12 protein-coding genes and 1 pseudogene are annotated in these 13,516 nt (G+C 70.5%); 5 read left to right on the forward strand and 8 right to left on the reverse strand.

Annotated features, from left to right (window positions below):
- The 3 genes and pseudogenes from JWP28_RS14680 to JWP28_RS14690 form a co-directional block, all read right to left on the reverse strand.
- Positions 1-1,482: pseudogene (locus JWP28_RS14680) on the reverse strand (hypothetical protein); the annotation flags it as partial.
- Positions 1,483-1,546: 64 nt separating this feature from the next.
- Positions 1,547-2,296: an ATP-binding cassette domain-containing protein gene (locus tag JWP28_RS14685; RefSeq protein WP_299544011.1), complete on the reverse strand. Its 750-nt coding sequence runs from the start codon at positions 2,294-2,296 to the stop codon at positions 1,547-1,549.
- Positions 2,293-3,129, reverse strand: coding sequence for an ABC transporter permease (locus JWP28_RS14690; RefSeq protein ID WP_299544013.1), 837 nt, complete (start codon positions 3,127-3,129; stop codon positions 2,293-2,295). Before JWP28_RS14690 ends, JWP28_RS14685 begins: the two co-directional genes overlap by 4 nt.
- Positions 3,130-3,292: 163 nt before the next feature.
- Here JWP28_RS14690 and JWP28_RS14695 point away from each other — a divergent pair, with 163 nt between their 5' ends.
- Together JWP28_RS14695 and JWP28_RS14700 are read left to right on the forward strand one after the other, a co-directional pair.
- On the forward strand, positions 3,293-4,378 hold the full coding sequence (locus JWP28_RS14695; protein WP_299544015.1) for a glycosyltransferase family 2 protein: 1,086 nt from the start codon (positions 3,293-3,295) through the stop codon (positions 4,376-4,378).
- Positions 4,375-4,737 carry a hypothetical protein gene (locus tag JWP28_RS14700; RefSeq protein ID WP_299544017.1) on the forward strand — a complete coding sequence of 121 codons (363 nt, stop codon included), beginning with the start codon at positions 4,375-4,377 and terminating at the stop codon, positions 4,735-4,737. Before JWP28_RS14695 ends, JWP28_RS14700 begins: the two co-directional genes overlap by 4 nt.
- Positions 4,738-4,748: 11 nt before the next feature.
- Here JWP28_RS14700 and JWP28_RS14705 read toward each other — a convergent pair whose 3' ends face one another.
- Entirely contained in the window at positions 4,749-5,600 is an 852-nt protein-coding gene (locus JWP28_RS14705) for a GNAT family N-acetyltransferase (RefSeq protein WP_299544019.1), read from the reverse strand.
- Positions 5,597-6,367, reverse strand: a complete 771-nt coding sequence (locus JWP28_RS14710; RefSeq protein WP_299544021.1) for a PIG-L family deacetylase — start codon at positions 6,365-6,367, stop codon at positions 5,597-5,599. The genes JWP28_RS14705 and JWP28_RS14710 overlap by 4 nt, the downstream gene beginning before the upstream one ends.
- Before the next feature lie 167 nt (positions 6,368-6,534).
- On the opposite strand from JWP28_RS14710, the gene JWP28_RS14715 reads away from it, so the two are divergent.
- Entirely contained in the window at positions 6,535-7,908 is a 1,374-nt protein-coding gene (locus JWP28_RS14715) for a hypothetical protein (protein WP_299544023.1), read from the forward strand.
- Here the strand turns inward: JWP28_RS14715 and JWP28_RS14720 are convergent.
- Positions 7,905-8,660, reverse strand: coding sequence for a class I SAM-dependent methyltransferase (locus JWP28_RS14720; RefSeq protein ID WP_299544025.1), 756 nt, complete (start codon positions 8,658-8,660; stop codon positions 7,905-7,907). The genes JWP28_RS14715 and JWP28_RS14720 overlap by 4 nt on opposite strands.
- Before the next feature lie 257 nt (positions 8,661-8,917).
- Between JWP28_RS14720 and JWP28_RS14725 the strand changes: the two genes are divergently transcribed.
- Both JWP28_RS14725 and JWP28_RS14730 read left to right on the forward strand, forming a co-directional pair.
- Entirely contained in the window at positions 8,918-10,291 is a 1,374-nt protein-coding gene (locus JWP28_RS14725; protein ID WP_299544027.1) for a hypothetical protein, read from the forward strand.
- A gap of 371 nt (positions 10,292-10,662) precedes the next feature.
- Positions 10,663-11,271, forward strand: coding sequence for a hypothetical protein (locus JWP28_RS14730; protein WP_299544029.1), 609 nt, complete (start codon positions 10,663-10,665; stop codon positions 11,269-11,271).
- 121 nt (positions 11,272-11,392) lie between these two features.
- Here the strand turns inward: JWP28_RS14730 and JWP28_RS14735 are convergent, their stop codons facing one another.
- Positions 11,393-12,511, reverse strand: coding sequence for a glycosyltransferase family 4 protein (locus JWP28_RS14735; protein WP_299544030.1), 1,119 nt, complete (start codon positions 12,509-12,511; stop codon positions 11,393-11,395).
- The coding region (locus JWP28_RS14740; RefSeq protein WP_299544031.1) for a glycoside hydrolase family 99-like domain-containing protein at positions 12,508-13,516 on the reverse strand (1,009 nt) is incomplete at its 5' end. The genes JWP28_RS14740 and JWP28_RS14735, both read right to left, overlap by 4 nt.

Here is a 13,516-nt window from a genome sequence, read left to right on the forward strand (position 1 = left end):
GGCCAACAGCGGGGCGGGGTCGCGGGCCAGCTGCTCGATCACCGCCGGCGGCAGCAGGTCCGGCGCGAACCGGCCGGCGGCGGCCTCGGCCCCCAGGCACCAGGCGATCAGGCCGGCAGTGTCGCCCGCGAACTTGGCCCGCAGGTCGCCGCGGGCGGCCAGCAGCGCCTTGGCGGCGCGGGGGATCCCGTCGGTGGAGGGCTCGCGCAACCAGCCCAAGGCGCCCGACGCCGGGCCTCGCCACGGCGCCTCGCTCCAGACCGAGGCGTCGGGCTCACGCGTCCCGCTTTGCCAGGCGGCCAACAAGGCTTGGGCGGCGGAGCCGGCGAGGGGGTCGGCGCCCAGGGTCGCCGCGTGCTCGGCGAAGAACTGGTGGAAGCCCAGACGGCCCGCCTCATGGTCGAGCTGGAAGCCGGAGGGCGTGTCGCGCCAGACCTGGTCCATGGTGCGGGTGACGTCGGGCAGGCCCGGGACCGAGGCCTCCGGATCGGGCGCGTCGACCCAGGCCTCAACCGCGGCGGTCAGGCCGGCCGAGAAGTCCTTGCCCTCGCGGGCGGCGCGCAGGGCGCGGCGGCGCATGGGGCCGGTGACCAGCCGACCGGAGGGGAAGCGCAGATGGGCGTAGGGAATGGCGCGGCTCGCCTCGTGGCCGTTGCGCAGCATGGTCGCGGCATAGTCGGCCAGCAGTTCGGCGAGCGGCGAACCGGCGATCACGCGGACCCGGTCCTGGTGTTTCGACAGCACGTCCGGCCGGGCGGGATCGAAGCCGGAGTAGTGGAAGAAGGCGAGCGGCTCGCCGTCGACCGTCCAGCCGCCCCCGGACCGCGCCAGGGTGCGGCCCTCCAGGTTCCAATAGGCGAGGTTGAGGGTCGGCGTGCGCAGGACGGCGAGGCTGTCGACGAAGCCAGGGGAAAGGTCCATCCAGCGCTGGTCGGTGAAGAGACCGTTCTTCAGGTCCACCCGGCAGTCGAACTCGCAGCGGTCCGCCCACCAGCTCATCAGCTCGAGGACCTTGGGCTCGGCGCGGGCCGCGCAGAAACCGAGGTTGAAGGAGCCCGAGCGCAGGATCGCGTGGTCGTTGGGCATGGCCGAGCCCAGCAGCGGCCGGGTCAGGTGCGGGGTCAGGGCCAGTTGCGCCTCGGCGAGCCCCTGCCGCACCGCGTCGAGCGGCCGGAAGACGTAGATGTCCGGGTCGAGGTAGGTGGCGGAGCCGACGCCGGGCTCGCCAAGCAGGCGGCGGAACGCATAGGGCTTCACCGCCGTGTTGAGCTCGAGCGCGTCGTAATAGACGCTCATCGCCGCGTAGGGCGCGCCCAGCGAGGCCGCGTCGATCACCTCGGCCAGCCGTTCCAGCGACGGGATCGGGCCGTCGGTCGCCACCACCACCCGCCGCGCCCTGGGCTCGGCTATGGCCAGGCTCTCCATCAGCGTCGCGGCCTGGGCCGCGTAGTTGCGGGAGACGATGGTGAAGATGACGTCCAAGGCGATCCTTTGCCGGGCCATGGAATGTGGGCCCGGTCTATCAGGGGAGCCCTTTGCGCCGCAATCAGGCGGCCATCAGCTCGTCGAGCTTGCGGATGTCGGTGACCGGGGAGGCGACGCCGCCCTCCAGCCGCATGACCTTGTTGCAGTAGAGCCGAAGCAGCTCCACGTCGTGGGAGGCGAGCACCAGGATGCCGGCGCGCTCGACCAGCTTCAGCAGGCGCTTGTGGGCGATCTTCTGGAAATCGGCGTCGCCCACCGCGATCCATTCGTCCATCAAGAGCACGTCGGCCTCGACGGCGGTGGCCGCGGCGAAGGCCAGGCGGGCCTGCATGCCCGCCGAATAGGTCTTCACCGGCATGGCCAGGAAGGCGCCCAGGCCGGTGAACTCGGCGATCTCCGGCAGGCGTTCGTCGATCTCCCTGGAGGAGAGGCCGGCGATGCGGCCGCGCAGGCCGATGTTGTCGAAGCCGGTGGCGGAGGGGTCGATGCCGAGGTTGAGGTCGAGGAGGGCGGCGATATGGCCCTGCACCTCGATGGTCCCCTCGTCGGGTTCGTAGGCGCCGGAGAGCGCCCGCAGCAGGGTGGTCTTGCCCGACCCGTTATGGCCCACGAGGCCTAGCCGGTCGCCGGCCTTCAGCTCCAGGTTCAGGTTGGAGAGCGCGGTGACCTCGGTCATGCCGTGCGAGCGGCCCAGGCTGCCGCCGACGGTGATCTTGGCCAGGTGCTTCTTCAGCGACTTGGCGTCCACGCCGTAGACCGGGAAGCGCACGGTCACGTCCTGGCAGGAGATGGAGACCGGCGGCGCCTTCATAAGTAGTGCACGATCCGCCGGCGGGTGCCGGCAAAGACGTAGAAGGTGACCGCCCAGCCCGCCGCCGCCATGCCCGCCAGGAACAGGTAGGTGTGCGGCGCGACGCCCGCGCCCATCAGCGGGGCGCGGACCGCCTGCAGCAGGTGGTAGAAGGGGTTGAGGTCGAGAATGCCGCGGTGGGCGGCGCTGATCCGGTCCGGCAGCCAGAACACCGGCGTCATCAGGGCTGCGGCCTGGGTGATCGAGGCCACGATCTGAGGGATGTCGCGGAACCGCGCCGAGGCGATCGCCACCAGCATGGAGATCCAGGCCAGGTTGGCCACCATCAGCAACAGGCCGAGCGCCGCCGCCGGATAGTCCGCCGTGCGCCAGAAGCCGAAATAGAACAGCACCGCCAACACGATCACCAGGTGGTGGCCGAGGTTGATCAGGTTCCTGAGCACCGTGCGCCAGACGAAGGTGAACATCGGCAGGCTGGTCTGCGACAGCATGCCGGCCGCCTGGACGAAGGTGTCGCAGCCCTCGTTGATGGTCCCGGTGACGAAGCCGAAGAACACGATCCCCAGGGCCACGAAGGGGATGAAGTCATGAATCGAGACGCGGAACAGCTCGCCCCAGAGGAAACCGATCCCCAGCACCATCAGGCCCATGGAGATCGTGATCCAGAACGGGCCGAGGATCGAGCCGCGGTAGCGCGAGACCACGTCGTGCCAGGCCAGCGACCAGGCGAGGTCCAGCCGCTCGGCCGACGACCGCAGGTCTCGGAGCGCCATCTGGAACTCGAACAGCGCCCCGCGCCGTCCGGTCCGCAACATGTGGGTGGCGGTGTCCATTCTGTTCCCGGTAAGGGGGCTTTTCCCGGTAAGGCGGGCGCTCCCGACGAAGGGGCGCTCCTAACAGGCGGGTAGAGGGGGCGCAAGGACAGCGCCCCGCCGCGCTTTGCCACTGCCGGCCCTTCCATGTTAGCCCGAAACGAGAGGGGCCGCCGGAAGACGCATGACGTCCATCGACAAGATCGCGCGCGCGGCGCCCAGGCCCGCCGAGGAGCGGCGCAAGATGCTGCGCGCCTTCGATCCGAGCCTCGAGGGGTCGGGCGTCTGGCTGGTCGTGCCCTGCTATCGGGTGAAGGCCCACATCCTCGACGTGATCGCCAAGACGCCGGCCTGGGTGGGCGGCATCGTCTGCGTCGACGACGCCTGCCCGGAGCACTCCGGCGATTTCATCGAGGCCAACGCCACCGATCGCCGCGTGGTGGTCGTGCGGCTGGCGCAGAACCAGGGCGTCGGCGGGGCGACCATGGCCGGCTACCGCGAGGCCATAGCCCGCGGCGGGCAGGTGCTGGTCAAGGTGGACGGCGACGACCAGATGGACCTGGGCTACATCGGCCATCTGGTGGCTCCGATCCTGCTGGGCGAGGCCGACTACGCCAAGGGCAACCGCTTCACCTCGATCAGCCACCTGACGACCATGCCGCCGGTCAGGGTGTTCGGGAACGCGGCGCTGAGCTTCGCGGCCAAGCTTTCCACCGGCTACTGGAACATCTTCGACCCGACCAACGGCTACACCGCCATCGAGAGCCAGGTCGCGAGCATGGTGATCGAGAAGCGCGTTTCGCGCCGGTTCTTCTTCGAGACCGACCTGCTCTACCACCTGGGCACCCTGCGCGCGGTGGTGCGCGACGTGCCGATGCCGGCCCGCTATGCGAACGAGGTCTCCAACCTGCGGATCGGGGCCATCGTCGGGCCCTTCGCGCTGAAGCACATGAAGAACTTCTTTCAGCGCGTGCTCGGCCAGTACTTCGTGCGCGACTTCCACGCCGCCAGCCTGGAGCTGGTGTTCGGCATCTTCTTCGTGCTGTTCGGCGTGGGCTACGCCGCCCACTACATGTCGACCCCGCACCATGCGGCCGCCTCGGCCGGCGTGGTCATGGCCGCGGCCCTGCCGGTGATCCTGGGCGCCCAGCTGCTGATGCAGGCGCTGAACTTCGACGTGCTCAACGTGCCGATCCGCCCCATCCACCCGTATCTGCGCACCATCGCCAGGATGGAAGCCGAGGAGCTCGGCAAGGAACGCCCTCAATGACGCCGAAGGACATGCTGCTCTGCGCCGGCTTCTCGCTGGCGCTGCCGATCGGCCAGACGCTGTTCAAGTTCGCCGCGGTGAACAACGCCCGGCTGACCGGGCCGCTGGTGGTGCGGCTGGCGACCAACGCGCCGCTGATCGGAGCCTTCGCCTGGTACGGGCTGACGGCGCTGTTCTGGTTCTACATCCTGACGCGGGTGCCGCTGTCGCTGGCCTACGCCTTCTCGATCGTGGGCTCCGGCCTGGTGCCGCTGGTGGCCTGGCTGGTGTTCAAGGAGCCGCTCGATTGGCGGTTCGCGCTCGGCTACCTGCTGATGCTGACCGGCTTTGCGGTGATCATGCAGGGCCAGCGCGGCTAGCCGAAACTTCCCTAAAAGGCGTCGAAGTCCAGGAAGCTGAACAGGATCCGCTCCGGGTCGAGGCGGTCGCCCGGCGTCTTGTGGTCGAGCCAGATCATCCGCAGCGGCGAGGGCCGCAGCCGCTCGGGAACGGTCATGGCCAGCCGCCGCCTGGCGGTCCCCTTGGGCGTCAGGCCGAGCACGACGCCGGGACCTATCGCCAAGCCGGAGCCGCGCAGGGTCAGCCCCGCCCGGGGGATTGCGCCGCGCGCACGGATCAGCGGCATGGTCGAGGCGCCCTCGACGATCAGGCTGTCGGCGGTCTCGGCGGCGATCTTGAGGGGATTGGCTGGATTCTTCAGCCGCCAGGCGAGGGTGGCGTCCTGCCAGCGATGGGCGAAGTCCGCCGCGGCGAGCGCGCGGGCCATGTCGATGTTCTGCGGCTGCAGTTCCACGTGCGCCTCCAGCCCGGCGACGTTCTGGAAGCCGAGCTTCGTCTCGTAGGCGCGGATGGTCTGCTGGTTGGCGACGCCCACGACACCCGCCTGCCCCCGCTCCGCCGACATCGCCGCCACGCGCCGGACAAGCTCCAGGAACAGGCCCCGCCCGCGATAGTCCGGGTGGGTCGCGACGTTCATGATCAGGGTGACGACCGCGGGCTCCCCGCGCAGGCTCACCTTCTGCGGAATGCCCATCAGGTGGCCGACCAGGCGCCCGCCGTCGTCGATGTTGCAGCCCAGGGGCTCGCCGGCGGGGTTGTCGTAGTACTGCCACTGCAGGAAGGCCTGGGAGAACTTGCGCGCGCCGGGGAAGCCCAGACCCATCAGCTCGACGGTGCGCCCGATATCCGCGTGGACCGCCGGCCGGAAGACGAGTTCGCTCATGGCCGGCGCGTCGTCCACGGGGCCTTGCCGTCGGCGGCCAGGGCGTCGACCGCGGCGCGGACCAGCGGGTAGGGGACGCTGAACATCCGCTCGTAGAGCAGGCCGCCCTGATGCGGGCGCTCGCCGATGCGCTGCGGGTCGAGGCTCTGGTAGCGGAAGCCCCCTTGCCGGGCGAAGGTCATGGCCATGCCCGGCAGGAGTCCCGACCAGGCCTTCAACTGTGAGGGGAAGGCGCCGACGGCGGCCAGCCAGGCGGACCACTCGCGCGCGGTCAGGCGCATCTCGTGGGCGGGCCCGTTCTCGGTGAGCGGCGAGGACGCCCGGTAGAAGATCCAGGGCAGGTCCTTGCCCTGATAGAGGCAGACCTGGTCGACCGGCGCGCCGCCGCGCTCGGCCGCCAGCTTGACGCCCATCGCCGCGCAGATGTCGTGGTCGGGATGGCCGCCCTCCCAGGCCGGCGTGACCACGCGCTCGATCGGGCCGGGAACTGCGGCCTTCAAGGCTTCGTAGGCGGGCCGCGCGTGGCGGTGCAACTCGCCGTCGAACCAGCCGGTGCGGGCGCCCAGGTGAGTCACCGCCGAGGCCGGGACGCCCTGGCCCGCCAGGAAGGCCTCGGTCTCGCGCCGGCGGCGCAGGGCCATCTTCGGATTGCGGTAGTCGACCACGTGCACGAACCGCTGCTCGCGGCCCTCCGCCCGCGCGCGGCGGATCAGCGGCAGGGCGCAGTATTCGTCGTCGAAATGGGCGAGGACGTAGACGATGGTCATGCCCGGCGCGGGCTCCGTCCGTGCAGTGATCGAGGAAGGGGGCCGTGCGCCATGGCGCGGCAACTCACCACGATTGCCGGGCCCCGCCAAGCCGCCGCGCTTTTGCGCTTCTCATCGGCGCCCACGCACCGTACCAAACCGCCTGGAGCCGGGGTTTTGGCGGGCGCATGACAGCTCTTGGACTGCAGATCAGCGCACGGTCGGCGTTCCGGGCCGTGCTGGCGGTCGGCCTGCTGGTCATGCTCGGCGCCAACCTGCCCGGGCACCTCTCCTACGACTCGGTGGCCCAGCTCTACGAAGGCCATTTCCATCTCCGCGAAACCTGGGGCCCGGCGCTGTATGCCTGGATCCTCGGGGCGTTCGACCGGTTCATCCCGGGCACGGCGCTCTATGTCACGGCGAGCGCGGCGCTGTTCTATGCGAGCCTGGCCTCGCTGTCGGACCTGCGGCCCAGGACCAGCTGGCTGGCCGTCGCAGTGACCGCGCCGATCATGCTGATCCCGCAGGTGCTCATCTACCAGGCGATCGTCTGGAAGGACGTGGCCTTCGCCAACTGCGCGGTGGCCGGCCTGATCTGCGTGGCCCACGCCGCTCGCGTCTGGCCGAACGCGCGCCGCCGCTGGTTCTTCCTCGCGGCCGCCGTCGTCCTGCTGGCGGTGGCGAGCCAGGTCCGCCAGAACGGCATCATCGCGGCGGTCTTCGCCGCCCTGGCCGTCGGTTGGATCGGCAGCCGCGGCCGCTGGCTCCGCGGCGCCGTCTGGGCTGTCGGCGGCTTGCTGGCGGTGGTCGTCGCCGGCCAGGTGTTCACCGCGCTGTCGATTCCGCCGAACTCGCCGCCCGACCCCGGCGTCAAGACCGGCCTGCGCATCGTCCAGAACTACGACCTGCTCGGGGCGGCGGCCCTGGACCCCAACTACCGGCTGGACGAGATGGCCGCCGCCGCGCCGGCCGACACGGCGCTGATCGAGGCGCGGGCGCGCTTCGACTACTCCGGCCGGCGGGTGGATTTCATCGACCGCGACAAGGCGCTGACCGACGCGCTCTGGCGGGTTCCCGACGGCGCCGCGAACCGGCAGTGGGCCAAGCTGATCCTCAAGCGGCCGGACCTCTACCTTCGGGTGCGCCTGGAGGACTTCCGCTGGGTGTTCGCCCCGCCGGTCATCGACTGGTGCCTGCCGGTCTATGTCGGGGTCGACGCGCCGGCCGAGAAGATGGCGCCGCTGAAGCTCGATCACCGCTTCGTGGAATCCGACGCCCAGCTCAACAACTACGCGAGTTGGTTCATGGATACGCCGGTGGACTGGCACTGGTTCTACGCGGGAATCTCGCTGGCGCTGGCGGGACTGTTCCTCTGGCGCCGGCAGCCGGCCGACATCGCCATGGCCGCCCTGCAACTCGCCGGCGCGGCCTTCGCGGCCAGCTTCTTCATCATCTCGATCGCCTGCGACTACCGCTACCTCTACTTCACCGACCTCGCCGCCCTGGCCGGCTTGATCTACGCGGCCATCGACCCGCCGGTGCCCTGGCGCAAGCGCGTCTAGCCGAAACGCGCCTCCCATTCGGCGGCGACGTCCAGGCGCGGCCCCTGGGCGGCCAGGAAGCGATAGAGGGAGAGCTGGCGGCCGATCCCGAAGCTCCTGACCTCGACCTGCTCGAAGAGGGCGCGCACCAGGGCCTCGATCTCGCGGGCGTCGTTGACGTGCTCGTGGGCCATCATCAGGCCGTAGTCGAGGCCGTGGCGCAGGCGGAACTCCAGGCCGGTGGTGCACATCCAGCCGAGCTTCCACAGGAAGCCGCCCTCGCTGGGAATGGCGGCGCGCAGCGAGCCGCCCGGCGCCAGCAGGCGCGCGGCGCGGGCCAGCACCAGCGGCAGGTCGCAGATGTGCTCCAGGGAAGCGACGCTGGTGATCCGGTCGTAGGTCCGGTCGCGCGGCACGTCCGAGGCGTCGGCGTAGACGGTGCGCACGCGGGCCTGCAGGGCCGAGCCGCGGTAGAGTTCCTCGAAAGGCTCGACGATGTCGTAGGCCTCGCTCGCCGGTTCATAGGCGAGCTGGTTGAGGGTGCCGGCGCCAAGCTCCAGGGTCGCGCCCGCAGGTGCGCCGGCCTTCACGTCGGCTGCGACCTGCCGGTGCAGCCACCGCTCCAGCCGCTGGGACAGCGAGGCCGCCGGCGTCTCGCCGCCACGGTTCTCGAGGTACTGCCGGGTGTAGATCGCCTGCAGCTTGGGCGGCAGCGCCGGCCGCGTCTTGGGGAACCGCGCGAGCAGGGTCGCCAGGTCGCGCGCTCCGCTCATCCAAGGCTCCTCCCGCCGCCCGCCGTTCCAGGCGATGCAACCCTTAGCAAGCGGCCGCGCGCCGCCACAAAGGCTTTTGCCGCTTCCCAACCCGCGGGCGGCCTTTTACCAACGGGCCCTAGACCCTGGTCGGTTCAGATCGACACGATCTGAACCGTGAATCAGGGTCTACACTTTTGAATTTCGAGCACGATTCAGCGATCAGGCGATTCCGCCACGCCGCATCGTGCTCTAGCCGGCGGAAGGGGGGCGGGCGTTTGGGCGAGGCGGTGCAGGAGCGGCGGAAGGGCGACCCCGGCGGCGCCTTCCGGATCGCCATGGCCGTGGGCCTGCTGCTGACGCTGGCGGCCAATGTGCCCGGGCAGATGTCGCTGGATTCCGTGGTGGCGCTGACCGAGGCCCGCACCGGGGTGCGCCAGACCTGGGCGCCGGCGGTTTCCTCCTGGATCCTCAAGCTGTTCGATCACCTGGTCGCAGGCACCGGGCTCTATGTGACCGCCTCGGCGGCGTTGTTGTTCTTCAGCCTGATGTCGCTGACCAGCCTTCGGCCGCGGTCGACCTGGCTGGCGGCGGGCCTGGGCGTGCTGATGATCCTCACCCCGCAGATCCTGCTCTACCAGGGCATCGTCTGGCGCGACGTGCTGTTCGCCAACCTGACCATCGCGGGCTTCGTCATGCTGGCCCACGCGGCCAAGGCGTGGGAAGGGCGGCCGCCGATCCTGCCGCTGGCCGGCGCATTGGTGTGCCTGGCGCTGGCGGCGCTGGCGCGGCAGAACGGCCTGATCCTGGTGGTCGCGGCGGCGGCTGTGCTGGCCTGGACCGCCCGGAAGGGCGGCTGGCGGCCGGCGCTGGCGTGGGGGTTGGGCGCCCTGGTCGCGGCCGGCGTCCTGGCGCTCGGCGTCGACCATATCGCCCGGCCGGCCAAGACGCCGGCGAAGCTTCGCCTGAACGCCGCCTCGCTGATCCTCGAGCACTACGATATCGTGGGCGCCAAGGCGCACCACCCCAGGCTGAAGCTGAAGGAGATCGGCAAGGTTGACCCGGCCGCCCAGGCGCTGATCGAGGCGCAGGCGGCGAAGATGTACACCCCCACCCGGGTCGACACCCTCGACCTCGACGAGACCTTCCGCAAGACGCTGTGGCACGTGCCGGACGCGGCCATGCACGCCCAGTGGCGGCGGATCATCGTCCACTATCCGGCCGCCTACCTGCTGCAGCGGGCCGACGTGTTCCGCTGGACCTTCCTGACCCCGAAGCTGGAGCTCTGCCTGCCGGCGCAGGTCGGCGTCAGCGGCCCGCAAGCCATGGTCGACAAACTCGGCGTCCAGAGCGGCGTCGACATCCAGGACCAGGGACTGGCTGACTACGCCCGGAAGTTCTACGGCACCCCGGTCTATTCGCACCTGACCTGGGCGCTGGTGGCGGTAGCGGTGATCGTGCTGCTGCTGCGCCGGCGCGATCCGGCCGACTGGGTGTTCATCGCGCTGCTGGGCGGGTCGCTGGCCTTCACGGCGAGCTTCGCGGTGATCTCGGTGGCCTGCGACTACCGCTACCTCTACCTGCTCGATCTCGCAGCCATGGTCGGCGTGCTCTACACCGCCCTCGACCCGCCGCGCTGGCGCAAGGCGTAGGGCGGCGGTCAGGCCGATCGAGGCCTGTAGACGTTCGTGGAAGTATGCTGTTCCCTGTCGATAACGGTGTTGTGCAGGTCGTGCGCATGCCCGTTTGGGAAGGGAGCCGCCCATGCCTGCCGTACGGTCTGGCGGTCGCGCTTCCGGCGAACTGAGGAAGTTCGAGCGTACAACTCTAGCGGGCCGAAGAGGGTCCCGCTAAGCTCAGGCCGGCGATGGGCGTGGGTGGATCCTGGATGCGTAGACAAACGGCCGCGCTTGCGGCGCTGGGCCTTCTTGCATGTGTCCCTGGGGCGTCACGGGCACAGCAGTCGCTCTGGGTCGCCGAGCCGAGTGGGCAGGACGTGAGGGCCAGCTTTCCGGAGCGCGCGTTGCACGAGCACATCAACGGCGAGGCCGTCGCCCTCTGCCGCCATGACCGCGACGGGCGACTCACCGATTGCAAGATCCAATGGGAGACCCCGGCAGGCTACGGCTTCGGCGCTGCGGTCTTGAGCCTGGCCCCCAAATATCGGGTGCGCATTGAGGGCTCCGCCCAGCCGCCGGTCGAAGTCGCCCTGCCCATGTTCTTCTCGGCTCCCGGTCCCGTTCCGCCGTCGCGCGAAGCCGCCTTTCAGGAAGCGGCCGGCCGGTTCGCATGGCTGGCCCCCGCTGGCCCGTATTGGCCCGAGAAAGCCCTTCGAATGGCGAGTGGCGGCCGAGCAGGGATCGACTGTCGGGTTACAGATGACGGACGGCTTAGCGATTGTCGGCCGGCCTCAGACGAGCCTGTTTCCCTCGGGTTCCTCATGGTGACAATGCGCATGGCCGAACGCGGCTGGATGACGGCGGGCCCGAAGCCTGCCGGCGCAACCGAGCCCGCCGATGGCTATTGGCGGTTCGAAGTGGACTTTCCCGCAAAGGACGTGTGCGACGAGCCCGGCATTCCGATCCGTCGGTCGCAATGTCAGGAGGCGCTCCGCGCCCAGGGCTATCGCTGATCGGCTGCGTTCGCGTTCCACCTTTCTCAGAAATTGAGAGAGTCCGCTTGTCGGCCGGTCGCCACGCAAGTTCCCACACCGGGCGCCTCGCCGGCGCCTTTGAGCGTCATAAGTACACGGCCTAAGCTCGGCCGATCGCCTCCAGCCGCTCGACATAGCGCCGGCCGACGGCCTGCACGGAGTAGTTTTCGCGGATGTGCGCCCTGGCGCGGGCCCCCATGGCGCGGGCCTCGGCCGGATCGTCCAGTAGTTGCTCGATCAGCCGCGAGGCGTGCTCCGGCGAGGCCTCGGCCCAGACCTGGCTCTCGCCCTGCGGATAGGCGCCGGGAGCGACGGGGGCGAGCTCGTAGTCGACCAAGAGGCCGGTTCCGGGGACCATGAAGTCGACGTTGCCGGAATAGCCGGTGGCGATGGCCGGGCGGCCGAGCGCCATGGCCTCGGCCATGCCGCGTCCGAAGCCCTCGGAGCGGTGCAGGGAGACGAAGACGTCTGAGACCCGGATCAGGTTCTTGATCTCGTTGTCGTTCAGATCGCCGTAGATCGCCTGCGCCCGCGGACCCAGCGCGGCCAGCCGCGTTTCCAGTTCCGCCTGCGCCTCATCGGCGTCGCGGCCGCCGCGGGATTTGATCACGCAGTGCAGGTCGGCCTCCGGACGCCGCGCGGCGAGCAACTCGAACGCCTCCAGCACCGCCTGCGGGTTCTTGCGGTCGGAGAAGGAGGCGAAGTCGAAGAAGAACAGCACCACGAACGCCTCCTCCGGGATGCCGAAGTGGCGCCGGCCGAGGAAGCTGGAGAGTTTGAGGTCAACCGGCAGGGGCATGCGGTGGACCGGCCTGGAGACCGCGCCCTGCAGCGCCTGCTGCACGAAGGCCGACGGCGCCCAGATCTCGTCGAAGCGGTCGAGCACCTTGGCCCATTGGTTCGGGTAGCGGGCCAGCTCCCAGGCGGGATAGGCAATGTTGTAGCCGGCTTCGAAGGCCCGCTCGCCCACCTTCTCGATCACCCGCGCCGCCTCGTCGCCGTTGACGCCGAACAGGTTCACGCCCTCGCCCAGGGTGGTCACCAGGTGCGGAGCGAAGTCGCGTTCCAGGTCGGGGTCGAAGCCGCGGTTGGCGTCGGCGATGTCCAGCAGGCGCGGGGTGACGCCCACGGCCTGGAAGGCGCGGAAGGTGGAGCGCGCGTGCTCGGCCATGCCGGTCGGCTGGAAGGGGTAGCCGACGATGGTGACTTCGGAGCTCATGTCGCCAGGAGGTCCGCGTCGGCGGCGTTGGCGACGGCCTCCAGCCAGCCGTGGCCGAGGCGCAGGTCGGGGGCGAGCGCAGCCCCTGTCTCCCAGTCGTTCCAGGCGTGGACGAAGACCAGCCGCCGCTCGGGGGCGCGGCCGCGGACCTGGTCGCTCGCCGCCTCCAGCCAGGCCTGCAGCGCGCCGGGGCTCGCGCCCTGCCAGATCACCGGCCCATCCTGCGAACGCGGCGTGGTGTCGTGCGCGGCGACGACCAGCGGGATTGCGTCGGGGTCGGGCGCCTGGACCAGCCGCTCGCCGACGAGGGCGAGGTGGTCGTGCACCAGCCCGCGGAAGGCGGGGTTAATCACCGGGCCAGGGGGGCCTTCCGGCAGGCGGTCGGAACCCGGGTCGGCGAGATGGGCGTCGAAACCGGCGGCCGGTGTTCCGCCGCGCTGAACCAGGAACAGGTCCGCGGCCTTGCGCCAGGCGTCGGGGTTGGCGCCCGGCTGAAGCAGGACGACCGGTCGGCCCTCGATCCGGATCGCATGGTCCGAGGCCAGCGCCGGCGCGAGCGCCGCGACGGCTGTGGCCGCGGCTGTCGGCCCGACCCAGGACAGGCAGAACGGGAAAGCCGACGCGGCTATCGCCTTGGCCGCCTGCGCGCTCGCCACCTCATGGCAGAAGCCGCCCAGGCCGTAGCGTTCGGCCAGGGCCACGTCGCGCCGCAAAGCTGCCGGGTCGGCGGGGTCGGCGAAGCCGTCGGCGGGCAGGCGCGGCTGCAGGTGGCCGCGGAAGTTCGGCAGGGCGCGGGCGACCGCGACCCAGTCGGGCGCGACGCTTCGCCGGATCGCGATGACCCGCACCGGCTCGCGCGGCCCGGCGCCGGCGCGAGGCTGGCGCAGGGCGGCGTAGGCGGCGTTGTCGTAGGCGTCCGGATCGGGCGTACCCGCGCGGCGCAGGTCGTCGAACAGCGCCTCGGCGGAGACCGCGCGGCCGGCTGGCGCGCCCGCGGCGGGGCGT

The sequence above is a fragment of the Phenylobacterium sp. genome (genome assembly GCF_028290885.1).
GTDB lineage: Bacteria > Pseudomonadota > Alphaproteobacteria > Caulobacterales > Caulobacteraceae > Phenylobacterium.